The 22,870-nt window shown below is 64.2% G+C and carries 18 protein-coding genes; 10 read left to right on the top strand and 8 right to left on the bottom strand.

Annotated features, from left to right (window positions below; translation table 11 throughout):
* Positions 1 to 268: 268 nt before the first annotated feature.
* The 3 genes from H3Z74_RS14190 to H3Z74_RS14180 form a co-directional block, all read right to left on the bottom strand.
* The gene (locus tag H3Z74_RS14190) at positions 269 to 1,021 is read right to left on the bottom strand and encodes an isocitrate lyase/PEP mutase family protein (protein WP_187760282.1); all 753 of its coding nucleotides are present in this window, start codon (positions 1,019 to 1,021) and stop codon (positions 269 to 271) included.
* Positions 1,022 to 1,203: 182 nt separating this feature from the next.
* A complete protein-coding gene (locus H3Z74_RS14185; RefSeq protein ID WP_187760281.1) occupies positions 1,204 to 2,004 on the bottom strand; it encodes a LytR/AlgR family response regulator transcription factor in 801 nt (266 codons plus the stop codon).
* The gene (locus tag H3Z74_RS14180; RefSeq protein ID WP_187760280.1) at positions 2,001 to 3,140 is read right to left on the bottom strand and encodes a sensor histidine kinase; all 1,140 of its coding nucleotides are present in this window, start codon (positions 3,138 to 3,140) and stop codon (positions 2,001 to 2,003) included. Before H3Z74_RS14180 ends, H3Z74_RS14185 begins: the two co-directional genes overlap by 4 nt.
* 70 nt (positions 3,141 to 3,210) lie before the next feature.
* Here H3Z74_RS14180 and H3Z74_RS14175 point away from each other — a divergent pair, with 70 nt between their 5' ends.
* From H3Z74_RS14175 to H3Z74_RS14160, 4 genes are all read left to right on the top strand, one after another.
* Positions 3,211 to 3,801: an HD domain-containing protein gene (locus tag H3Z74_RS14175; protein ID WP_187760279.1), complete on the top strand. Its 591-nt coding sequence runs from the start codon at positions 3,211 to 3,213 to the stop codon at positions 3,799 to 3,801.
* A 115-nt stretch (positions 3,802 to 3,916) separates the two neighbouring features.
* On the top strand, positions 3,917 to 4,378 hold the full coding sequence (locus H3Z74_RS14170) for a hypothetical protein (RefSeq protein ID WP_229726583.1): 462 nt from the start codon (positions 3,917 to 3,919) through the stop codon (positions 4,376 to 4,378).
* A 46-nt stretch (positions 4,379 to 4,424) separates the two neighbouring features.
* On the top strand, positions 4,425 to 6,761 hold the full coding sequence (locus H3Z74_RS14165) for a TonB-dependent receptor (RefSeq protein ID WP_229726582.1): 2,337 nt from the start codon (positions 4,425 to 4,427) through the stop codon (positions 6,759 to 6,761).
* Positions 6,758 to 8,122: a PepSY-associated TM helix domain-containing protein gene (locus H3Z74_RS14160; RefSeq protein ID WP_187760278.1), complete on the top strand. Its 1,365-nt coding sequence runs from the start codon at positions 6,758 to 6,760 to the stop codon at positions 8,120 to 8,122. The genes H3Z74_RS14165 and H3Z74_RS14160 overlap by 4 nt, the downstream gene beginning before the upstream one ends.
* A gap of 114 nt (positions 8,123 to 8,236) precedes the next feature.
* Here H3Z74_RS14160 and H3Z74_RS14155 read toward each other — a convergent pair whose 3' ends face one another.
* A complete protein-coding gene (locus H3Z74_RS14155; RefSeq protein WP_187760277.1) occupies positions 8,237 to 10,279 on the bottom strand; it encodes a M13 family metallopeptidase in 2,043 nt (680 codons plus the stop codon).
* A gap of 130 nt (positions 10,280 to 10,409) precedes the next feature.
* Here H3Z74_RS14155 and H3Z74_RS14150 point away from each other — a divergent pair, with 130 nt between their 5' ends.
* On the top strand, positions 10,410 to 11,675 hold the full coding sequence (locus H3Z74_RS14150) for a spinster family MFS transporter (protein WP_187760276.1): 1,266 nt from the start codon (positions 10,410 to 10,412) through the stop codon (positions 11,673 to 11,675).
* A 2-nt stretch (positions 11,676 to 11,677) separates the two neighbouring features.
* Positions 11,678 to 12,580: a TauD/TfdA dioxygenase family protein gene (locus H3Z74_RS14145; RefSeq protein ID WP_229726581.1), complete on the top strand. Its 903-nt coding sequence runs from the start codon at positions 11,678 to 11,680 to the stop codon at positions 12,578 to 12,580.
* Between the two features lie 45 nt (positions 12,581 to 12,625).
* Here H3Z74_RS14145 and H3Z74_RS14140 read toward each other — a convergent pair whose 3' ends face one another.
* Positions 12,626 to 14,980 (bottom strand): TonB-dependent siderophore receptor, encoded by a 2,355-nt coding sequence (locus tag H3Z74_RS14140; RefSeq protein ID WP_187760275.1) that lies wholly within the window; start codon positions 14,978 to 14,980, stop codon positions 12,626 to 12,628.
* A 146-nt stretch (positions 14,981 to 15,126) separates the two neighbouring features.
* Between H3Z74_RS14140 and H3Z74_RS14135 the strand changes: the two genes are divergently transcribed.
* Genes H3Z74_RS14135 through H3Z74_RS14125 form a run of 3 tightly spaced genes read left to right on the top strand, consistent with a single transcriptional unit; the run spans position 15,127 to position 17,283 of the window.
* A complete protein-coding gene (locus H3Z74_RS14135) occupies positions 15,127 to 15,381 on the top strand; it encodes an iron transporter (RefSeq protein WP_187760274.1) in 255 nt (84 codons plus the stop codon).
* Positions 15,378 to 16,976 carry a PepSY-associated TM helix domain-containing protein gene (locus tag H3Z74_RS14130; protein ID WP_229726580.1) on the top strand — a complete coding sequence of 533 codons (1,599 nt, stop codon included), beginning with the start codon at positions 15,378 to 15,380 and terminating at the stop codon, positions 16,974 to 16,976. The genes H3Z74_RS14135 and H3Z74_RS14130 overlap by 4 nt, the downstream gene beginning before the upstream one ends.
* Entirely contained in the window at positions 16,966 to 17,283 is a 318-nt protein-coding gene (locus H3Z74_RS14125) for a DUF3325 family protein (protein ID WP_187760273.1), read from the top strand. Before H3Z74_RS14130 ends, H3Z74_RS14125 begins: the two co-directional genes overlap by 11 nt.
* A gap of 293 nt (positions 17,284 to 17,576) precedes the next feature.
* Here the strand turns inward: H3Z74_RS14125 and H3Z74_RS14120 are convergent, their stop codons facing one another.
* Both H3Z74_RS14120 and acs read right to left on the bottom strand, forming a co-directional pair.
* Positions 17,577 to 18,098 (bottom strand): O-acetyl-ADP-ribose deacetylase, encoded by a 522-nt coding sequence (locus H3Z74_RS14120; RefSeq protein ID WP_315443301.1) that lies wholly within the window; start codon positions 18,096 to 18,098, stop codon positions 17,577 to 17,579.
* A 193-nt stretch (positions 18,099 to 18,291) separates the two neighbouring features.
* Positions 18,292 to 20,232 (bottom strand): acetate--CoA ligase, encoded by a 1,941-nt coding sequence (acs, locus tag H3Z74_RS14115; protein WP_187760271.1) that lies wholly within the window; start codon positions 20,230 to 20,232, stop codon positions 18,292 to 18,294.
* A gap of 115 nt (positions 20,233 to 20,347) precedes the next feature.
* Here acs and H3Z74_RS14110 point away from each other — a divergent pair, with 115 nt between their 5' ends.
* Positions 20,348 to 21,364 carry an NAD-dependent epimerase/dehydratase family protein gene (locus H3Z74_RS14110; RefSeq protein ID WP_187760270.1) on the top strand — a complete coding sequence of 339 codons (1,017 nt, stop codon included), beginning with the start codon at positions 20,348 to 20,350 and terminating at the stop codon, positions 21,362 to 21,364.
* A 24-nt stretch (positions 21,365 to 21,388) separates the two neighbouring features.
* Here H3Z74_RS14110 and H3Z74_RS14105 read toward each other — a convergent pair whose 3' ends face one another.
* Positions 21,389 to 22,774, bottom strand: a complete 1,386-nt coding sequence (locus H3Z74_RS14105; protein ID WP_187760269.1) for a helix-turn-helix domain-containing protein — start codon at positions 22,772 to 22,774, stop codon at positions 21,389 to 21,391.
* Between the last annotated feature and the right edge of the window lie 96 nt (positions 22,775 to 22,870).

The following is a 22,870-nucleotide window of genomic DNA, read 5'->3' as shown; positions in this document are numbered from 1 at the left end:
CATTTCTGGTGTAACATATCTCTGGCCTCGTGCCCCCGCAGTGTCGCTGACCGAGGCCCGAGATATGCGACATTCCTGGTGTAACATATCTCTGGTCACCTTATCCCAGCGGCGCCATCGCCGGCGACGATTCAACCATCACACAGGATCGGGCATGCACCGTGTGCCGGACGGATGCCGGCGCGCTCTTTCTCAGTGTTGAAACCAGCATTGCCACAGCGCCGCCAGCGCTTGGGCTTCGCCTGTCGTCAGCCAGCTTGGATCGGCGTCACCGCCAGGCGAACACCGCCTGCGCATCGGTCTCGATCGACTTCATCGCCGAGCGGTAGGGCCCTGGCCCATAGCTGATCCGCGACACCCCGGCATCGGCCAGCGCCGAGGTCGAGGGCACGCCCGGAAAGGCCATGATATTGACCGGCAGTTCGACCGCATCGCACAGCCGCGCGATCAGCTTGGCGTCGGCGAGTCCGGGCGCGAAAAAGCCGCTCGCACCCGCTGCGGCATAGGCGGACGCGCGCTTGATCGCGGCATCGACCATCGCCTTGTCATGCGTGTCCTGCGCCGCCTGCAGGAAGATGTCGGTGCGTGCGTTGATGAAGAAATCCACGCCTGCACCGACCCGCGCCGCGGCGATGCGGCTGACCTGTACCGGGATCGGGTGCAGGCTGTTCTCGCCGACCACCTGGTCCTCGAAATTGCAGCCGACCGCCCCCGTGGCGGCAAGCCGCGCGATATTGGCGGCGACATCCTCCGGCTCGACGGCATAGCCGCCCTCGAAATCGATCGTCACCGGCAGCGATACCGCGCCCGAAATCCGCGCCGCGCCGGCGAGGGCGAGTTCCAGCGGGAAGGCTTCGCCATCGTCGAACCCCTGCGCTGCGGCGACCGACCAGCTGCCGGTCGCGATCGCCTTGGCGCCGGCGCCGGCCACTGCGCGCGCGCTGCCGACGTCCCACGCATTATAGAGGATCAACGGGTCGCCGGCGACATGCAGGGCGGCAAAGGCCAGTGCCTTGGACATCGGTATTTCTCTCCGTCGCTTGCGCTCAGTCGTTCGAAAATTCGCGGAAGGGCGAATTTAAAAAGGTGGCACCGGCCCGCTTCCCCTCCCGGCCGCCCACAGAATATTCTGAACGGGTGGCCGGGAGGGGAAGCGGAGCGGTGCCGCGCAAAATGCGCCGGAGCGCCTGCTGAGACAAGCCCCTAGTGGACGAACCGTGCGACCACATCGCGATAGCTGCGGCTCACCTTGACCTGTGCGCCCGATCCAAGCACCAGGAAGCATTCGCCATTGGTGTGCGGCTTCACTTCCTTGACCAGGTCGAGATTGACGATGGTCGAACGATGCACGCGCTGGAAACGGCGCGGGTCGAGGCGCTTTTCCAGATCCTTCATCGTCTCGCGCAGGATCAGCGTGTTGTCGCCGGTATAGATGCACATATAGTCGCCGGCCGCGTCGATGCGCTCGATCGTATCGACATCGACACGGAAGATCTGGCCGCGATCCTTGATGTTGATCAGCTTCTCGAAGCGGTTCGACGATACCTGGTCGCCGCCATCGGTGAGATTCTCGACCGAATCCGGCGCCACCTCGGCCAACACTTCCTTCAGCCGGTCGACTTCCTCGACGCCGCGCTTCTCGGTCAGGCGTTGACGCACCCGGTCGAGCGTGTCGGCAAGGCGGCTCTCCTCGACCGGCTTCATCAGATAATCGACCGCCTGCGCCTCGAACGCCTTCACGGCATGGTCGGAATAGGCGGTGACGAACACGAACAGCGGCGGTTCGACCTCCATCAATCCCTGTACGACGGAAAAGCCGTCAAATCCGGGCATCTGGATGTCGAGAAACACCAGGTCGGGCTTGTGCGTCTTGATCGCGCGGATCGCCTCGCGGCCATTCTGGCATTTGTCGATGATTTCGACATCATCATGCGCCTGCAGTCGAAGTTCGAGGCCCTGGATCGCCAGTGGCTCGTCATCGACCAAAATCGTTCTAATCGTCATGCGACCTCTCTAGGTTCTCGCGCCGGCTCACCGAGCTGGAACGGTATTTCGATCTCGACCTCGAACCCGCCAACGGGCAGGGACCGGGTCTCGAAACGGTGGTCGGGGCCATAAGCCTGCACCAGCCGCTCCCTGATATTGGCAAGGCCAACCCCGGTTGAAAGGCTTGGACGTGCTTTCATTTCATTCAACCCCGGTCCGGTGTCGGATACGGCGATCTGCACCCGATCCCCGGCGAGCCGCGCAACCACCGCGATTTCGGCGCCCTCTTCCTTCGGTGTGACGGCATATTTGATCGCATTTTCGACCAGCGGCTGAAGCAGCAAGGAAGGCAATCGCGCCATCGCGACGCGCGGATCGATTTCGAAATTGGGCCGCAGCCGATCCTCGAAGCGCATCTTCTCGATCTCGAGATAGAGTTTCAGCGTTTCGACCTCCTGCGCGATCGTGACATGAGCGGTCGGCTCGTTGGCGAGCGTGTAGCGCAGGAAGGACGACAGGCGGCTGAGCATCGCATTCGCCCGCTCGGTCTGTTTCAGCAGCACCAGGGTGGAGATCGAATTGAGCGTGTTGAACAGGAAATGCGGATTGAGCTGATAGCGCAGCATTGCGAGCTGCGCTGACGAGGCCTGATTGCCCAGCGCTTCGAGCTGGTCGATCTGTTCCTCGACGATCAGGTAGAAATTGATCCCGAAATAGAGCGCCGACCAGCCCGCCAGCACAGTGAAGTTGAGGAATACCGTTCCAAGTACGAGGTTGAGGTTGAGCCCCGGATTGGCGAGTTTGATGAACGAGAAGGAGAAGGCGTCGAGCACCGAATACAGCAATGTCGCGATCACCAGCGTCACGATCGTGAGCAGGATCCCGCTGATCCGCCGCAGCCCGCGGAAATAGCCGTAGAGCGTGGAGAGCAGCAGGGTGATGCAATAGCCGACGATCGATTCGATGATGACCGGGATGAGCACGTCGAGCGACGGTCCGTTGGAAATGCTCGAGACGCTGCGCAGGATCAGATAGCCGGTCCAGCCCGCCGCCTGCAGCGTCCAGAAGGCGCGGCTTTTCTCCTCGAAAAAGGGTCGCGAGAAGATATCGGGCTTTTTCAGCGCCGGAATCGCCGGGATGGGAAGGGCTGACATTCGACCTGTCCTACTATGGCTGGGATGCCAGTGCAAAATTGTGTATGATGCGTGCCGTAGGAGAGACGCCATGAACGTGACCCCAGATCGCGCCCAGTTCACCGCCATGACCGAGGGCACCCAGCAGGACTGGAGTCTGATCGGCAGCCATTTTCGTGAATTTTCAAAGGGGTTGCCGGCGCGGGTCCTCACGCATCTCAAGTTGCTCGACGGCGATTATGGTGGTTTTCCGGTCGATCGCCTGGAACATTCGCTGCAGACCGCGACGCGCGCGCATCGCGACGGTCGCGACGAGGCCTATGTGGTGATGGCGCTGCTCCATGACATTGGCGACACGCTCGGTTCGTTCAACCATCCCGAGATCGGCGCGGCGATGCTGCGGCCGTTCGTCTCGGAGGAAGTGCACTGGATCGCCAACACGCATGGCGTGTTCCAGGGCTATTATTTCTTCCATTACATCGGCGGCGACCGCGACATGCGCGAACAATATCGCGGCCATCCGCATTTCGAGGCCTGCGCCGAATTCTGCGAAAAATACGATCAGTCCGCGTTCGACCCCAATTACGACAGCGCGCCGCTTGAATTCTTCGAGCCGATGGTCGGCCGGGTGATGTCGCGCCCGATCAACAGCATCTATGCCAAGGTGAGCGAAGCGGCCTGATTCTGTACGCTGGTAGAGCGGACCCATTGAAACCAGGCTGTTTCCCCAACTGGGCCCCGGCCTTCGCCGGGGAGGCAGCCTTTTTTGCCTAATCGGACCTCACCTTGCCGCCACGATGGACCAAATGTCCACTTGCCGATCCGGTGCGGCTGATCCAAACACGCGCGGCAATGGGGGGCATCATTCCATCAGCGCCGCGCGGCGCAGCCTGATTCTCGCGATTTTCGCGTGCGCGATTCTGGTGCGTGCGCTGGTCCCGGCGGGATGGATGCCGACGATGGGCGCCAATGGCGGCATCGTCATCTCGATGTGTACCGGCATGGGCGCGGTCGAGATGGTGCTCGCACCCGACGGTTCCCTGCATGAAAAAGCGCCGGTCAAGCATGACGGCGCGACCGATCACCCCTGTACTTTTGCCGGCCTGGGTCAGGCCTTTGCCGCCGCTGATCCGGTGGCGATGCCGGTCCCGCTCCCGGTGGACTTCATTGACCGGCCGCTGGCGCCGCAACTCGTGTCGATCGGTCGTGGTCTCGCCGCGCCGCCGCCGCCGCAAACCGGACCACCGATCCTCGTCTGAACCCATTCGCGCCTGAGGGCGCACCCGTTCGGACAGGAAAATTTCAATGCCAATCACCGTGCGCGCCCTGTTGCGCGCGTCATTCTGCGCGTTCGCCGCCGCGACCGCGCTTCCCGCCCATGCCGCCGATGAAGATCAGAGCAAGGATGACATTCTGGTCGTCGGGCAGAAGGATGCGCCGATCTCGATCGAGCCGCGTGGCCTGTCGGTCAGTCTGGGCCAGGATCAATTCGACGGCGTCAATGCCTTTAACACCGAGGATCTGATCAAATATGCGCCCGACTTCTTCGTGCGCACCCGCTATATCGGCGACAATAACGCCGTGCCCGGCTTTCGCGGTACGCATAGCGCACAAAGCGCCCGGTCGCTGGTAATGGTCGACGGCTTCGTCGTCTCCAACTTCCTCGGCAATTCGTTCGGCTTTCCGCCCGCCTGGGGCATTGTCAGCCCGACCGAGGTCAAGCAGTTCGACATTGTCTACGGCCCCTATTCGGCGCGTTATCCGGGCAATTCGATGGGTGGCATCGTCAATATCACCACCCGCGCGCCCGACCGCAACGAAGCGTTCGGCACCGTGCAGGCCTTCGTCCAGCCTTATCGCCAATATGGCACGCGCGACGATTTCTACGGCTATGCCGCCGAAGCCGGCTTCGCGCTGAAGGCCGACAACAGCCCGTTCGGCTTTCGCGCCTCGGTGCGGCGGCTGCGCAACGACAGCCAGCCGATGCAATATTATCAGTTCGGCTATTCCGCCGGGCTCTACGGCAGGCCCAATGCCGGCACGCCGGTCGCCGGCGCCTATGCCGATCCGGCGCTGATCCCGGTTGCGGGCACGAAAGTGGTCGCCCCGGTGATTGGCGACTACAGTTCCGTCGCCACACGCCAGGATCAGGTCCGTGCGCAACTCCGCTTCGACCAAGGCGAGTTCCATGCCGAAGCGCTGTTCACCTATTGGTGGAACCGCGAAGAGACGCTCCACCCGAAAACCTATCTGCGCGATGCGGCCGGTAATCCCTTTTATGGCGATGCGACCGGGCAGGTGAGCTTCGCCGGACACACCTACACGCTCAATCCAGCGACCAGCTTTCGTCTCGGCCTTGCCGCCAAGGACGAATGGCTGGCGGGGCTGAAGCTGGAAGGGCCGGTTGCCGGCTTCGATGTGCGCGCCAATCTCTCGACCCTGCGTTTCGACCGGCAGGAAAGCCGCAGCTCGAACGGCTATGCTGCCGGCATCGCCAATGGCGCGGGGCAGGTGACCGAGCAGGGGCCGACTGGCTGGTATACCGGCGACCTGCTCGTCACCCGGACACTGGGCAGCCATGACGTGGCGTTCGGTTTGAACGGCAATCTCTATGAGACCGACCAATCGGTGTTCGACACGACCAACTGGCGCGCCGCCAGCGGCCGGACTCAGCGCACCCGCACCTTTGGGCGGACGCGCACGATCGGCGTCTTTGCCGAGGACGCGATCGCCCTCGATGTCGATACGCTGCTGATCCTTGGCCTGCGCGCCGATTGGTGGCGCGGCTATGATGGCGGCCTGACGGCGCGCGCCACCAGCGGAGCGCAGGCCGGGCAATTGGTCATGCAACGGTATGCCGCGCGGACAGAAACCGCGTTCAGTCCCAAGCTCGCGCTCAAGCGCGGCCTGGGTGATGGCTGGGCAGCCGAACTCAGCCTTGCGCTGGCGACCCGTTTCCCGACCGTTGGAGAGTTGTTCCAAGGATCGCTCAACAGCGATGGCAGCTTCAATCAGAACAGCTTCGATCCGAACCTGAAACCGGAGAAGAGCCGCGACGCGAATTTCCTGCTGCGCAAACGCTTCGGTCCGGTCACGCTGACCGGCAGCCTGTTCTATCAGCGCATCCGCGATGCGATCTTCAGCTATGTCGGTTTCAATCAGGCTGGCGTGTCGACCTCCAACTTCAAGAATATCGACCTGACTCGCCAATTTGGGGCGGAGCTGATCGCGGAGGTGCGTGACTGGCCGGCACAGGGCCTGGATATCGATGCCAATGCCGCCTGGATCGATGCCGAAACTGTGCGCAATCGCGCCGATCGCGCCTCCGAAGGGGTGCAATTTCCGCGCATCCCGAGCTGGCGCTTCAACGGCAATCTGCGCTGGCGGCTCGCACCGTCGCTGCAGGCGGTGGTCGGCGTGCGTTATGCCAGCCGGCCCAATACCGATCTCGACGGGCTGCAGCGCGGCGACGCCTATGGCTATACCTCGGAGCTGTTCGCGCTCGATGTGAAGGCCAACATCGATCTGGCGCACAACCTGAGGCTGTCGGCCGGGGTCAATAATCTCACCAATGACAGCGCCTGGGTCTTCCATCCCTATCCGCAGCGCACCTTCGTCATCGAAGCGGGGATCAAATTATGAGCGTCAAACCGCCCGGAACGCGCTGGTATAATGCCGTGTGGCGCTGGCATTTCTACGCCGCGTTGCTGTGCGTGCCGTTCGTCATCTGGCTGGCGCTGACCGGTACGATCTACACCTGGAAGCCGCAGATCGAAGGGTGGATCGACCGCCCTTATGACACGCTGGCGGTCGCGCCGGCGGCGAGTGTCGAGGCGCAGGTCGCCGCCGCGCTTGCGGCGGTGCCGGGCGCGCGGCTGCACAAATATGAACTGCCCGAAGGACCCGGCCATGCCGCGCGCGTGATCGTCAGCACAGGCAAGATACAGACGCGCGTCTATGTCGATCCGGCAACGCTTCACGTGCTGAAACAGGTCGGCGAGGAAGAGCGCTTCATGCGCTACATCTTCCGCCTGCACGGCGAACTGATGGCGGGCAATCCCGGCAGCTATCTGGTCGAGCTTGCCGCATGCTGGGCGATCATGATGATCCTGACCGGCCTGTATCTGTGGTGGCCGCGCGGCGCGACCGGGCTCGGCGGGGTGCTTTATCCGCGGCTGCGCCAGGGGCGTCGCCTGTTCTGGCGCGACATCCATGCGGTGTCGGGGATCTGGGTCTCGTTGCTTGCGCTTGGCCTGATCACGACAGGACTACCCTGGGCCAAGGCGTGGGGCAGTTATTTCAAAGAGGTACGCGCGGTTACGGGTACCGCCGATGGCCCAGTCGACTGGCCGACCGGCGCCGCCTCTGTCGCCACCCCGCCCGCCGTTACGCCGCCCGGCGAACGCGCGATGCTCGACGAGCATGCCGAACATATGGGCATGTCGATGGCGCATCTTGCACCGCGTGCCGGCGATCTCGACCGCGTCGTGCGCGCGATCATGCCGCTGCGCATTGCGCCGCCGGTGCTGGTCGCACCGCCGGCGGACGGCGCGCAGGCCTGGACGGTCACGTCGGACGCCGACAATCGCCCGCTGCGTACGCAGCTGACCATCGATGGCCGGACCGGAGAGGTCCTCGCCCGGCGCGATTTCGATCAGCGCCACTGGATCGATCGCGCCGTCGGCTACGGCATCGCCGCGCATGAGGGGGCGCTGTTCGGTATCGCCAACCAGTTGCTCGGCACGCTCGCCGCCGTGCTGCTCGTGACGCTCGCGGTATCGGGGACAATATTGTGGTGGCGCCGGCGACCGGTTGGGCTGGTCGGCGCGCCGATCCCGCTGTCACGCCCGCGTTTCGGGGCATTGCTGATCAGTGTGGTGATCGTGCTCGGCCTTTTGCTGCCGCTGTTTGGCGCATCGCTGATCGCCGTGCTGATGATCGAGCGTTTCGCGCTGCGACGGGTTCCGCCGGCTCGCCGCTGGCTCGGGCTGCGCGCGGTCTAGGAAAAACCGTTCGTGCTGAGCTTGTCGAAGCACCGTCCTTCTTCTCTTACACCCGAGAAAGAAGAACGGCCTTTCGACAGGCTCAGGGCGAACGGGGAGGAAAGCCCCCTCAGCTTACCAGATGTGAACGCGCTTCTCAGGCGGCAGGTACAGTTTGTCGCCCGGCTTCACGTCGAACGCCGCATACCAGGCATCGACATTGCGCAGGATGCCGTTGACCCGGAACATCGCCGGCGAATGCGGATCGGTGAGCAACAATTGCCGCGCCAGGGCCTCGCGACGCTTGCTCTGCCAGGCCTGGGCATAGGCAAGGAAGAAGCGCTGGTCGCCGGTCAGCCCGCCGATCACCGGCGCCTTGCCATGCTTCTGCTGGTAGATCTTGTACGCGGTATAGGCCGCTTCGACCCCGCCCAGATCGCCGATATTCTCGCCCAGCGTCAGCTTGCCGTTGATCTTGGTACCGGGGACCGGTTCATATTGGTCATACTGCGCGGCCAGCGCGCCGGTGCTGCCCTTGAAAGCGGTCGACGCCGCGGGCGTCCACCAATTCTCGAACTTGCCGGTCGGGCCGAACTGGCTGCCCTGGTCGTCGAAGCCATGGCCCATTTCATGACCAATGATCGCACCGATCGCGCCATAATTGACCGCCGGATCGGCATTGGGATCGAAGAAGGGCGGCTGCAGGATCGCCGCCGGGAACGTGATCTGGTTCGACAGGGGGTTGTAATAGGCGTTCACCGTCTGCGGGGTCATGTCCCACAGGCTGCGATCGACCGGCTTGGGGAAGCGCGAAAGCTGCAGCTGCTGTTCGAACTCGCCGGAGCGCATCGCATTGCCGAGCAGGTCGCCACGTTCCACCTTCAGCGAGGAATAATCGACATAGCGCACCGGGTGGCCGATGCGCGGCTCGAACGCGGCGAGCTTGACCAGTGCGGCCTTGCGGGTCGCATCGTCCATCCAGGTCGATCCGGAAATGCGCTGCTGATAGGCCTCCCGCAGATTCTCGATCAGTTCGCCCATTTGCGCTTCGGCTGCAGGCGGGAAATATTTCGCGACATAGATCTGGCCGACCGCCTCGCCGAGCGATCCGTTCATCAGCTGGATACCGCGCTTCCAGCGATCGCGCTGCACCTGCACGCCCGACAGGGTCTTGGAGAAGAAATTGAACTGCGCATCGTCGAACGCCTTGGGCAGGAAGGTCGCATGGTCGCTGACGAAGTGGAAGGCGAGATAGTCCTTCCAGGTCTGCAGCGGGGTCGCCACCAGCAGCTTGCCCATCGCGGTCAGCGCAGTGTTCTGAGTCATCAGCACGGTCGGTGACGAATCGAGGCCGGAGGTCTTCAGCAGCAGCGCCCAGTCGAACTCAGGGGCCTTTTTCTCCAGTCCGGCAAGCGGCTGCGGATCGTTCAGCTTGGCGATGTCGCGGCTTTGCTCGGGCGACCATTGCTCCTTGGCCATCGCTGTTTCCAGCGCCATGATCGCATCAGCCTTGGCGCTGGCATCGGGGATGCCCGCCAGTTCCTGGATCTGCTGGATATAGGCGCGGTAAGCCTTGCGGTAGCCGTCGTATTTTTCACCTGGCAGCAGGTAATTGTCACGTGCCATGCCCAGACCGCCCTGGCCGGCCGCGGCGGTGTAGCGCGTCGGATCCGCCAGGTCCGGGATGATCCCGATCCCGACCGGCGAGGCATATCCGACGGTTGCGAACAGCGTCTGCAGCCCGCTCAGATCGTTCACCGCGGCGATCTTCGCGAGATACGGCTTCAGCGGTGCCGTGCCTTTCGCCTCGATCCCGGCAGTGTCCATCCAGCTGGCATAGAAATCGCCGACCTGCTTGCCGGTCGCGCCATATTGCGCGGGGTTGGCGGCCATGTCGTCGAGAATCTTGCGCACATTGACCTCGGCTTCGTCGGACAGGATCGAGCCGAACCCGGCCGAGCCCTTGTCGGCGGGAATCTCGGTCTTCGCGGCCCAGCCACCGTTGGCATAGGTCCAGAAATCGTCGCCCGGCTTCACCCCTGCCTGACGCGCGGTCTGGTCGATGCCGAATGTGCCGTAACGCGCAGCCTTGGTCGCCGCGTCCTTGGATAGCGCAGGGATGGCGATGGCGATGGCGGCGGTGGCCGCGGTGAGACGAACTAGGACGGAAATGCGCATGGAGTGCCCCTATTAAGGTGTATTGCCGTGGCATAGCGGTGAGCCGGATACGAGGCAATCGCCAGAGCGGGCCACTCACAGCATAAAAGAGCCGTTTGTAATTATCGATAATATTGATAACTTCGCCGCCATGGCATCGATCGATCCGAAGGGCGACGCTCAATCGCCGGCGCGCGGGCGCTCGGTATTGCTGTTCCTGCTGCTGATGTTTCTTGTCTCGTCGCTCAACATGGCGGATCGTCAGTTGATTGGCATCGCCGCCCAGCCGATCAAGCGCGAATTCGGCCTGTCGGACACGATGATCGGCTTGCTCGGCGGGACGGCTTTTGCCCTGGTCTATCCGCCGCTCGGCCTGCCGCTGGCCTGGGTCGCAGATCGCTTCAACCGGCGCAATTTGCTGGCCTGGTGTCTCGCCTGGTGGAGTGCCGCAACGATGCTGTGCGGCGTCGTCACGGCCCCGCTCGGACTGTTGCTCTCACGGATCGGCGTGGCGGCGGGGGAGGCTGGCTACGCCCCGACCAGCCATTCTCTGATCGCCGACACCATTGCGCCGGAGCGACGGTCGAGCGCCTTTGCCGTGCTGGTTGCCGGGATTTCCGCCGGGACCTTCATCGCCATGGTCGGCGGCGGGTGGCTGACTCAGCATTATGGCTGGCGCACCGCCTTTATCGCGATCGGCGCGCCCGGCGTGCTGGTCGCGATCCTCGTCCGGCTGCTGATCAGGGAGCCGGCGCGAACCACCATGCCCGGCGGTTCGCCCTGGCCGGCCTATAAGCGGTTGCTCGGTAGCGCACCGTTCCGCTGGTGCGTGGCGGGATCGGCATTGCATCTGATGGTGACCTACGGGCTGATCTGGGCTGTGCCCTGGCTCGAACGCAGCCATGGTATCGGCCCGGCCCAGGCTGGGCTGCTGCTCGGCACAATCGGCGCGGCGGCCGGCCTCATCGGCAGCCTGGCGGGTGGCGCGATCGGCGATCGTCTTGCGCAGAGCGACCGGCGCTGGCTCGGTTGGTGGCCGGCGGTCACGGTGCTGGCCGCCGCGGCGTTCGGTGTGCCGGCATTACTGACTCAGTCGCTGACCCTCGCGCTGCTCGGGCTTGCTGCGGCGACGTTCCTTAACGCGCTGTATCAGCCATCGACCTATGCGCTGGTCCAGGGCGTCGCCGGCCCGGGCGAACGGGCCAGTGCCGCCGCGCTGATGATCTTCATCCAGAATCTGATCGGTCTGGGCCTGGGTCCGGCCTGTGTCGGTTTCGCGAGCGATCTGCTGACGCCGGAATTCGGTGCGGATGCGCTGGGCATTGCGCTGGCCGGATTGTTTCTGGTCAACGGCCTGTCGGCGGCGGCATTCTATTGCGCGGGCCGCGCGCTCGGGCCGGGCAAGATGGGAGAGTGACGATGCAGGACACACCGACCATGGCGAAGCCTGGGCTGCAGCGTCCCGGCCATGTCGAAATCTTCTCGCGCGCGCCGCAGCAATCCTATGGTCATATCCGCGTCGACCAGCTGACCCCGGCGATTGGTGCGGAGATTTCGGGCGTGGATCTCGACGCCGACATCGCGCCCGAAGTCTTTGCCGAGATCGAGCGCGCTTTTGCCGAAAACCTCGTAATCTTCTTTCGCGATCAGCATTTGTCGGCTGAGCGGCATATCGCCTTTGGGCGGATGTTCGGCGATCTCCATATCCATCCCGCCGCGCCGAGCGAACCCGGCCATCCCGAACTGATGATCATCGCCGCGGACGAGAACAGCGTGCGCGCCAATGGCGAGGGCTGGCACAGCGACGTGTCCTGCGATGCTGAACCGCCGCTCGGCAGCATGCTGTATATCCGCGAATGCCCGCCGGTCGGCGGCGACACCGTGTTCGCCAATATGTACGCTGCCTATGATGCGCTGTCGGACCGGATGAAGGTGTATCTGGCAGATCTGCGCGCGGTGCATGATGGCGAACATGTCTATCGCGGCCTTTATGCCGATCTCGGCGTGGCGGACCGGCCGAAATATCCGCGCTCGATCCATCCGGTGGTGCGCACCCATCCGGTGACCGGGCGCAAGGCGCTGTTCGTCAATTCCGGCTTCACCACCGGGCTGGCCGGTGTCGCACCGCATGAAAGCGCAGCAGTGCTGCGCCATCTGTTCGAGCACCTGGCGCACCCGATGTTCCAGTGCCGCTTCCGCTGGACGCCGGGCACGCTCGCCTTCTGGGACAATCGTTGCGCCCAGCACCATGCGATCTGGGATTACTGGCCGGCGCGGCGTTATGGCAACCGGGTGACGATCAGGGGTGACGTGCCGGCCTGAGCCGGCGGCGGCCCGCTCAAGGGCCGCCGCCTCGACGCAGAACCCTTACCAATTATAGCGCAGCGATCCGATCACGGTGCGCGGTGCGCCGTAATAGCAGCTGTTGCTGAACGGGCAGGCGCTGATGTGCGTCTTGTCGAACAGATTGGCGGCGTTGACCGCCAGCCCCCAGCCGCGCAGCGCGGGCGACGCCTGACCCAGATCGTAGCCGATCAGCGCATCGACCAGCACGAACCCCTGGGTGTGGAAACGCTGGAAGGTCGTGACGTTGTTGATCACGGCATAGGTGGTCGTGCCGTCCGATCCCGCGACATAGCGCACGCCGCCGCCAATGCTGAGGCCAGATAACGGCCCGGACACGCTGCTGCCCTTGCCCAAATCATAGGACAGGAAGGTCGAGGCCATATATTTCGGCGTGCCGAGCTGGCGCGTGCCGGTGGTCGTGGGCGTACCGCTGTTGATCGCGGTAGGTGCGATTGCCGCTGTGCCTTGAGTAATGATGGCGTCGGTGTAGCTGGCGGCGGCAACCACGTCGAAACCGGGAAAAATCTGGCCGCGCCCTTCGAACTCGACGCCGCGCACGCGGACTTCGCCGATCTGGATCTGGGCATTGGTCGGGATGCCGTTGGTGCCCGCGGCCGGATCCGATACCGGCACCTTCTGGCGGCGCAGGTCATAGACCGACACAGTGAAGATCGCATTGGTGCCGCGGGGCTGGAATTTGATCCCGCCTTCATATTGCCGCCCGGTCACGGGTTCGAACGGGACGCCGAGATAGGTCGTGCCGGCTTGCGGCTCGAACGATTCCGAATAGCTGAAATAGGGCGAGACGCCGAAATCGAACTCGTAAAGTGCGCCCAGTCGCATCGTGAAGGCATTCTGCGAGAGCTTGGTGACCGGAGCGAGGCGGGCGGCGGGCGTGACCGGATTCTTGTTCAGCGTGGTCTGGTCATAGCTGTCGAAGCGGCCACTCGCGATCAGCTGCAGCCGGCCAATGCTGATCTGGTCCTGGATATAGACGCCGGTCTGGTCGCGCTTGCCATAGGTGTTGATATAATTGGGCGACAGCTTGGTCAGGTCGAAGCTGGGCAGGGGGCCGCGATAGGTCGGTGCGAACAGGTTGAGATTGGGGATGCTGGTCAGCGGATCCGCCGTCTGGCCGGTGTTGAACTGCTGGAAATTCTCGCCGGCGATATGCTGATAGTCGATGCCGATAAGCAGGTTGTGCTGGATTCCCGCCGTCTCGAACTTCGCATTCAGGCTATTGTCGATCGTCAGAGTATCGAAATCCTCGTCCGCGCCGCCGCCGCCGCGCGTGATGACGCCGAAATTGCTGTTGCGCGCCAGCCCGGTCCCGGTCGTCGCGAAGCCGGCAACATAGAGCTGGCGGTAGGATAATTCATTGTTCTGGAACCGGAAATTGGACCGGAAGGTCAGATGCTCGTTGAAATCGTGACGGAACAGCGCCGCGATCGATTTCGCCTTGTGATTGTAGCGCTCATAGCCGGGGTCCCCGGTATTGATGTTGCGCGGCAGCACGCCCTTGGGGGTAGGCAATACCGTCCCATAAGCCGGCACGCCGGAATAGCCGCCACCGCTCGGTGCGTGCTGATAGGTGGCGATCAACGTCAGGCTGGTGTCGGGCCCTGGTGCGAAGGTCAGCATCGGGCTGACATGATAGCGCTCGCTGACCGTGCCTTTGGTCAGGCCGTCGCCCTTCTGCCAGCCGGCGACGACACGACCGAGCAGCTTGCCGTCGCTGGTGAGCGGCTGGTTGATATCGATCGCGCCGCGCCGCGTGTCGTAATTGCCGAGCTGCGCCTCGATCCGCCCGAACGCACCGGCCTCGGGCATCTTGCTGGTCAGGTTGACCAGCCCGCCCGGCGTCGAACTGCCATAGAGGACCGAAGCCGGACCCTTGACCACATCGATATGGTCGACCCGGTTGAAGTCGATCTGCGGCGTGGAATAGGGGCCGGCGATCAGGCGCATGCCATCGAGGAACACGCCGGGGGCGAAGCCGCGCAGGATGAGCTGATCGTAGCGCGTGACCATCGCTCCGCGCTGGTTGGGAGATACGCCGGCGACATAGCCGAGCGCCTGGTTGATCGACAGCGCGTTGCGGCGAGTCAGTTCCTCATTGTCGATCACCGTGATGCTTTGCGGCGTCAGCATGAGCGGCGTGTCGGTCTTGGTGCCCGATCCGGCCTGTTTGAGCCTGAGGCCGGTGACGATGATCTCTTCGCGCCCGGCCTCAGCGTCGGCATGATCGGTAACTGCATCATCGGGGGCGACAGCATTTTCGGCATGGGCGACGGCCGGAACGATGGCCAGCAGGGCCGCCAGCGCCGCCAGAGAAACGCCAAATCTGCCGGATTGCCGAGGCCGCTGAACGCTCATTGTCTGTCCCTTTGGAATTATTGCTAACGATTCGCAATTGCCGTTAGGGAAGCTTCCGCGTAGAGGCAAGCCACGACTTGAAAGGGAATGGCGTGTCGGTCGGCGGACTCTCGGGAAGCAAAAGGCGCGGATTACGCGGCCTGCAGATGGCTGTGCGCTGCCTCACCGCGCTGGTGGGCGGCTATGTCGCGGCGGCTGGGCTGGCCTCATTGCTGGCGCGGCTGCTGCCCATTGCGCGCGCCGAGGCGACCGCATGGGGCATGATCCTGTCCTTCCTGTTCTTCGCGCTGCTCGGGCTCTGGGCCTTTTACGAACCGCGGCTCACGCGCGTGACGGGAATCATCTGGGGGACCGCCATCCTGGCCATCGGCGCGCTCTGGCTGCTGGGCGTCCGCGCGTGACGACGAGCGGCGAGAAGGCAAGGGGCTTGCGCCAGGCGATGGCGTGGATCCACACTTGGCTCGGCCTGTTGGCGGGCTGGATCCTGTTTGCCATGTTCCTGACTGGCACTGCGAGCTATTTCCGCCCGGAAATCACCCGCTGGATGCAGCCCGAACTCGACCTCAAGGCCGTGACACCAGCGCGAGCGGCGGAGACGGCAGTCGCGCATATGCAGGCGACGTCGCCGCATGACGAGCAATGGTTTATCTATCTGCCCGATGAGCGGACCACCGAAACCCGCATCTTTGCGCGCGCGAAACCCAATCCGGATCCGAAGGCGCCGCCAACGCCGCGCCGTGCCGAAATCAAGCTCGATCCGGCGACGGGCGCCGAACTCGCGGCACGCGACACGCGCGGCGGCGAACATTTCTATCGCTTCCATTTCCAGCTGCAGCTGCCGCATCCCTGGGGCCGGTGGCTCGCCGGGCTGTGCGCGATCTTCATGCTGGCCGCGATCATTTCGGGCGTCGTCACGCATAAGCGGATCTTCATCGATTTCTTCACGCTGCGCTGGGGCAAGGGACAGCGAAGCTGGCTCGATGCGCATAATGTCTCGGCGGTGCTTGCGCTGCCTTTTCACGCGATGATCACCTATACCGGCCTGATCACCCTGGTCGTAATGTACATGCCCTGGCCGATCACCGCCAACTACAAGTCGCCGGCGGTCTTCGCGACCGAGGCGTACGGCGCGGAGCCCGAACGCGAGGCGATGGGCCGTGCGGTAGCGCTGACCCCGATCGGCCCGCTGGTGAGTGCCGCGGCGCGCGAATGGCAGGGCGGCCGGCCCGATCGGGTCGTCATCCGCAATCCCAATGACGCGGCCGCGATCGTCACGATTTCCCGCAGCGGCGCAGATCGGCTCAATGCCCGCAGCGCATCGATCAGCTATTCGGGTGCGGACGGCCACCGCCTGACCGCGTCCGATCCGCCCGGACCCGCAATCGCCACCGCCGGGGTGATGCTAGGCCTTCATCTCGGCTCCTTCGCCGGGCCGGTTTTGCGCTGGACCTATTTCCTGCTTGGGCTGACCGGCGCGGCGATGGTCGGCACTGGGCTGCTGCTGTGGACCGCCAAGAGGCGCAAGCCCGGCGCGAAGCCGTTTTTCGGATTCCGGCTGGTCGAGCGGCTGAACATCGGCGCGATCGCCTGTCTGCCGGCGGGCATGGCCGCCTATCTCCTCGCCAATCGCCTGATCCCGGCCGAATTGCCGAAGCGCGCCGATATGGAGGTCGCGACGATGTTCTGGGTGTGGTTCGGGCTCGCGGCGCTGTCATTGCTGCGACCGGTGCACCGTGCCTGGCCGGAAACGCTCGCGATCGCGGCAGCTGCCTTTGCGGCATTGCCGATCGTCAACGCGCTGACCACCGATCGTGGGTTCATCCACAGCATCCGGGCCGGCGACACGCTGTTTCTCGCCTTCGATCTCGCGACGTTCGCAATCGCGCTGCTGCTTGGCTTTGGCGCATGGCGCGCCAGTCGGCCGAAACGAGCGCCCGTGCGCCCGCGCCGGTCTGCGCCTGCGCGCGTCGAACGGGAGATGGCCGATGCCGCTTGAATCCGGCCTGATTGCCTATGCTGCGCTCGCTAATCTCGCGCTGGCGCGCGCCAAGCATCGGCCGATGTCGCCGCTATCGTTGATGGCTTCGCCCGCCGTTGCGCGGAAGCTCGGAGTGCTGCTGCTGCTGCTCTCCGTGCTGGCGGCCATGCTGCGCTTCGGCGTTGCTCAGGGCGTGGTCGGCTGGATCGGGCAGCTCTGCGTGGCGGGGGCGGTGCTGGTGCTGCTGATGTCGTGGCGTTCGCGCGTCGCATTGATGCTCGGCCTGCCGGCGCTGCTGGCGGCGATCCTCGTCATGCTGTTTTGACCGGCGCTTCGGTCGCCGTATTTCACCGGAGCATCGTGCATTATCTCAGACGTTGAGGAGCGGCTCTGATGTTTTCAACACTGAGAAAGAGCGTGCCGGCACCAGCCCGGCGAACGATGACATGCACGATCCTGTGTGACGGTTGAATCTCTGCCGGTGATGGGGCTGGGGGAGATATGGGACACCGGTTGTGTCGTATCTCGGGCCTTCTCCTTCGCGGAGGGGTCTCTATAATATCATTATATATCAAATACTAAGATAAAATAGTAAGTGATACGACGCAGGAAGTCGGGTTAATCCTCGGCCGTCGCTCGCTCATAAGCGCGCGTCACCGCCGCATCGAAAGTGACGAGGATAATTTGCTCAAGCGCCGGATTGGCGGCGAGTTCGGTGTTGCATTCCGCCACGGCAATTGCCGCCGCCTGATCCGGCGGAAAGCGATAGACGCCGCAACTGATCGCCGGAAAGGCGAGGCTGCCAAAGCCTTGCTCGCGGGCAATCGCGAAGCAGCACCGATAGCAGCTGGCGAGCAATTCAGGCTCGCGGTGCAACCCGTCCTGCCACACCGGTCCGACGGTATGGATGATATGTCCGGCCGGCAGTCGATAACCGCGCGTCAATTTGGCGTCACCGGTCTTGCACCCGCCAAGGCTGCGCAGCTTGCGGCATTCGTCGAGCAGTTCGGGGCCGGCGGCGCGGTGAATCGCGCCATCCACCCCACCACCGCCAAGCAGCGACGAATTCGCCGCGTTGACGATCGCATCGACCTTCAATTTGGTGATGTCGGTCTGGAGAAGTTCGAGGCGGCCGGTCACTTGGCTCAGCGTCTTGCCTTGGTGAGGTCCTGCAATTCCTCGAGAGATGCTTCCCCGGCGCAGGCCGGGGCCCAGTCGGAAAGGTCGATATAACTGGGCGCAGCGACAATGATCGCCTGTTTCCCGACTGGGCCCCGGCCTGTGCCGGGGAAGCGATCTCTTTCGGAAATCGCGTCTCGGGACTGTTCTTGTTTCATCCCACCCGGTTGGCCACCAGATCGTCGACCACCGCCGGATCCGCCAATGTGCTGGTGTCGCCAAGCGACGAAACATCGCCCTCGGCGATCTTGCGCAGGATGCGGCGCATGATCTTGCCCGACCTTGTCTTGGGCAGACCCGGCGCGAACTGCAGTTTGTCGGGCGCAGCGATCGGGCCGATTTCGCTGCGTACCCATTTGATCAGCGTGCCGCGCAATTCGTCCGACGCCGTCTCGCCCGAATTGAGCGTGACATAGGCATAGATGCCCTGGCCCTTGATGTCGTGCGGCATGCCGACCACTGCCGCCTCGGCGACCTGCGGATGGAGCACCAGCGCGGATTCGACCTCTGCAGTGCCCATGCGGTGGCCCGACACGTTGATCACATCATCGACCCGGCCAGTGATCCACCAATAGCCATCCTCGTCGCGCCGCGCGCCGTCGCCGGTGAAATATTTGCCCGGATAGGTGGTGAAATAGGTCTGGAAGAAGCGCGCATGATCGCCCCACACGGTGCGCATCTGTCCCGGCCAGCTCCGCGCGATGACGAGATTGCCCTCGGTCGCGCCGTTCAGTACCTCACCCTCGGCATCGACCAGTTGCGGATCGACCCCCGGCATCGGCCGCGTCGCGCTGCCCGGCTTCAGGTCGGTCGCGCCGGGCATCGGCGCGATCATCGCCCCGCCGGTCTCGGTTTGCCACCAGGTGTCGATGATCGGGCAGCGGCCTTCACCGACCACTTCATGATACCAACGCCAGGCTTCCGGATTGATCGGTTCGCCGACCGTGCCGAGTAATTTGAGCGAAGAGCGGTCGGTCTTGGTGACGAACTCATCGCCATCCTTCATGAGCGCGCGCAGCGCGGTCGGCGCGGTGAAGATGGTGTGCACCTTGTGCCGGTCGACCACTTGCCAGATGCGGCTTGCATCGGGCCAGTTGGGCAGCCCTTCATACATCAGGGTCGTCGCGCCATTGGCGAGCGGGCCGTAGAGGATATAGCTGTGGCCGGTGACCCAGCCGATATCGGCCGCGCACCACCACACATCGCCGGGGCGATAGTCGAAGGCGAGCTCATGCGTCAGGCTGGCCCATAGCAGATAGCCGCCGCTGCTGTGCAGCACACCCTTGGGCTGGCCGGTCGATCCGCTGGTATAGAGGATGAACAGCGGGTCCTCAGCGCCCATCGGCTCGGGCGGGCAGGTCGTTGCCTCATTCACCGCGGCCTCGTGATACCAGACGTCGCGCCCTTCGCGCATCGTCACCTCGCCGCCGGTCGCCCGGACTACGATCACCGTCTGCAGTGCCGGCGCGCGCTCGGCGGCGGCATCGACATTGGCCTTGAGCGGGACCTTCTTGCCGCCGCGACGCCCTTCATCGGCGGTCACGACAATGCTCGAATCGCAATCGGTGATCCGCCCCGCCAGCGCTTCGGGCGAGAAGCCGCCGAACACCACCGAATGGATCGCCCCGATCCGCGCACAGGCCAGGATCGCGAACGCCGCCTCGGGGATCATCGGCATATAGATGGTGACGCGGTCGCCCTTCTTCGCACCCTGGCTTTTCAGCACATTGGCAAAGCGGCACACTTCGGCATGCAACTGACGATAGGTGAAACGCTTCGGCTCTTCCTCCGGTGCGTCGGGTTCCCAGATCAGCGCGACCTGCTCACCGCGCCGGGCCAGATGCCGGTCGAGGCAGTTCGCCGCGACGTTCAGCCTCCCGTCGGCGAACCATTGGATGCGGAAATCCGCTTCGTCGAAAGACCAGTCTCCGGCGATCTCCGGCCGCTTGATCCAGTCGAGCCGGCGCGCCTGTTCGAGCCAGAAACTGCCCGGATCGGCCAGCGATCGGCCGTAAAGCTGCTCATATCCCGCCGCATCGAACCGCGCGCGCTTCGCCCATTCGGGAGTGACGGGGTAGAGTAACTGATCGGCCATGTAACGCTCTCCTGCAGGCCCATTTGCCGGGGGGAGACGGGCGAATGCAAGGCCCCGCTTGTCATAAGTTAGGTTTCAATATAAAACTTGATTCATCGCAGACGGAGCGCAATCGATGTCAGGCACGGTTTTGGTGACGGGCGGCAGCGGCTATATCGGCGGCTATCTTATCCAGCAGCTGATCCGGGAGGGGTGGACCGTTCATACCACGATCCGCTCGCTCGCGCGTGAGGCAGAGGTGCGTGCGACACTTGACATTCCGGGACCGGAGCTCAAATTCTTCGCCGCCGACCTGATGAACGATGCCGGCTGGGCCGAGGCGATGGCCGGCTGCACGCATGTCGCGCATGTCGCGTCGCCATTCCCGGTCGGTGCGGTCAAGCATGAGGATGAACTGATCGTTCCCGCACGCGAGGGCGCGCTCCGCGCACTGCGCTTCGCCAAGGAGGCGGGCGTGCAGCGCTTCGTGCAGACCTCTTCGGTTGCCGCGATCGCCTATGGCCGCGATGATCTGGCGCGGCCCTTCACCGAGGCGGACTGGACCGATGTCACCTCGCCTAAAGTGGCGGCCTATCCCAAGTCGAAGACGATCGCCGAACGCGTGTCGCGCGACTGGATCGCGGCCAATGGCGGGGCGATGGAATATTGTTCGGTCAATCCGGCCGCCGTGCTCGGCCCGGTGCAGAGCGCGGATTATTCCGCCTCGATCGAATTCGTGAAACGCGCAATCGATGGTTCCGTCCCGGGTTTTCCGCGGCTCGGTTTTGCGGTGGTGGATGTCCGCGACCTCGCGGATCTCCATGTCCGCGCGCTGACCACGCCGGGGATCGCCAATGAACGCTTCATCGCGGCCGGACCGTTCATGATGATGAAGGAGGTCGGGCAAGTGCTGCGCGATCGGCTCGGGCCCGATGCGAAGAAGGTGCCGAAGCGCGTGATCCCCGATTTTCTGGTCAGATTCATTGCATTGTTCGACGGTGGCCTGCGCCAGGTGATTGGCGAGCTGGGCCGGGTCCGCGCGGTCGATTCGAGCCATGCGCTTGAGGTGCTGGGCTGGAAGACACGGCCGGCCGCGGACTCGATCGTCGATACCGCGCGCAGCCTGATCGACCGCGGCATTGTGAAGGTTTAGCTCCTCCCCCGTGCCGGGGAGGAGTCAGACCACCCGGTATGGCACGGTGCCGCGCAGATCCGGGTCGACCGCGATGCTGCGGTCCGCCGGTGGAAAGGCGCGTTGATCGCAATCGTCGCGCGGGCATAGCCGGCACGAAATGCCGATCGGCGTCGCCGGCGCGCTGCGGTCGAGCGCATCGGCATAGACGAAATCGGCGGCATGCTCCGCTTCGCAGCCAAGCGTGACGGCATAGCGGCGGGGGGTGCGCGTGAAGCTGCCGGAAGGCTTCACCAGCCCCTTGGCCATCGAGACATAGCGCACCCCGTCGGGCGTTTCGGCATGCTGCACGACGATGCGGTCGGGGATCGCCGCCGCCTCATGCACGATCCAGAGCGGACAGGCGCCGCCGAAGCGCGCGAACTGGAAACGCGTCGCGCTGTGCCGCTTGGTGATGTTTCCGGCCATGTCGACGCGACAGAAGTAAAAGGGAATGCCTTCCGCGCCGGGCCGCTGCAGCGTCGACAGACGGTGGCAGGCCTGTTCGAAACTCACCCCGAAACTGCGGCACAACCGGTCGATATCGTGCCGCGCCGTTCGCGCTGCCGAACGGAACGCGGCATAGGGCATCATCAGCGCGCCCGCGGCATAATTGGCGAGGCCGATACGCAGCAGGTTGCGCGCCGCATCGCTTGCCAGCGGCGCGCCTGCAACGATCGTTTCGATCGCCGTGTCGAACTCGATCGCGGCAAGCTGATGCGCGATCAGGAAGCGGCGGCTTTCCGGTGGCAGCGCACCGCCGAGCGTGAGCAGTCCGCGCGCCCGATCGAAAGCGCGGATCGGGGCGGGATCGCCCGGTGCCGTCTCGATGGCGATGCCGTGGCGCGCCAGCCCAGCGGTCATCGCCGCGTCGCCGGGCCCGATTGCGGCCGCCAACGCCTCGGCCGCTCGGTCAAGCGGATCGACATAATTGCCCGCCGCATGGAACCAGTCGCGTACCGACTCCCACGGCATGCGCCCGCCCGCACCCGAGGAAATCGTTTCCTCGACCATTTGCAGGCGTTCCTCCGCCGCGCGTACCGCGCCGTGCAACGCGATGATCCGGTCGGCGATCTCCGGCCGTTCCTCGGCCAGCCGTGCGATTGCGTCCGGCGGTGGGGCGGGGGGCAGCAACGGATCCGCCAGTGCCTCGGCGAGCGAAGCGATGCGCATCGCCGGCGCACTGTCCTCGATCGCGGCGAGCGCATTCGGATGGTTGCGCCGGAGCGTCGCGGTCACCGCCGGGGTCAAGGGCCGAACACCGCTTTCGAGCTGCGAGAGATAGCTGACCGACAGTCCGAGCCGCGCCGCCATCGCTGCCTGGTTCAAGCCCGCCGACTGGCGCAGTGCACGGAGCTGCTCTCCGGCGAAGAGGCGAGTGGGGCGGGGCATCGATGTTTTGCGAGTCTACTTCGCAAACTCATCCTTCACAACTTCGCAAGTTCACATTTGCAAAACCGCCGACACCTTGAAAGAGAAGCCAACCGC

This window comes from Sphingomonas alpina (assembly GCF_014490665.1).
GTDB classification, from domain to species: Bacteria; Pseudomonadota; Alphaproteobacteria; order Sphingomonadales; family Sphingomonadaceae; genus Sphingomonas; species Sphingomonas alpina.
The sequence above is the reverse complement of the archived record's forward strand: the minus strand, read 5'-3'. Positions and strand labels throughout refer to the sequence as shown.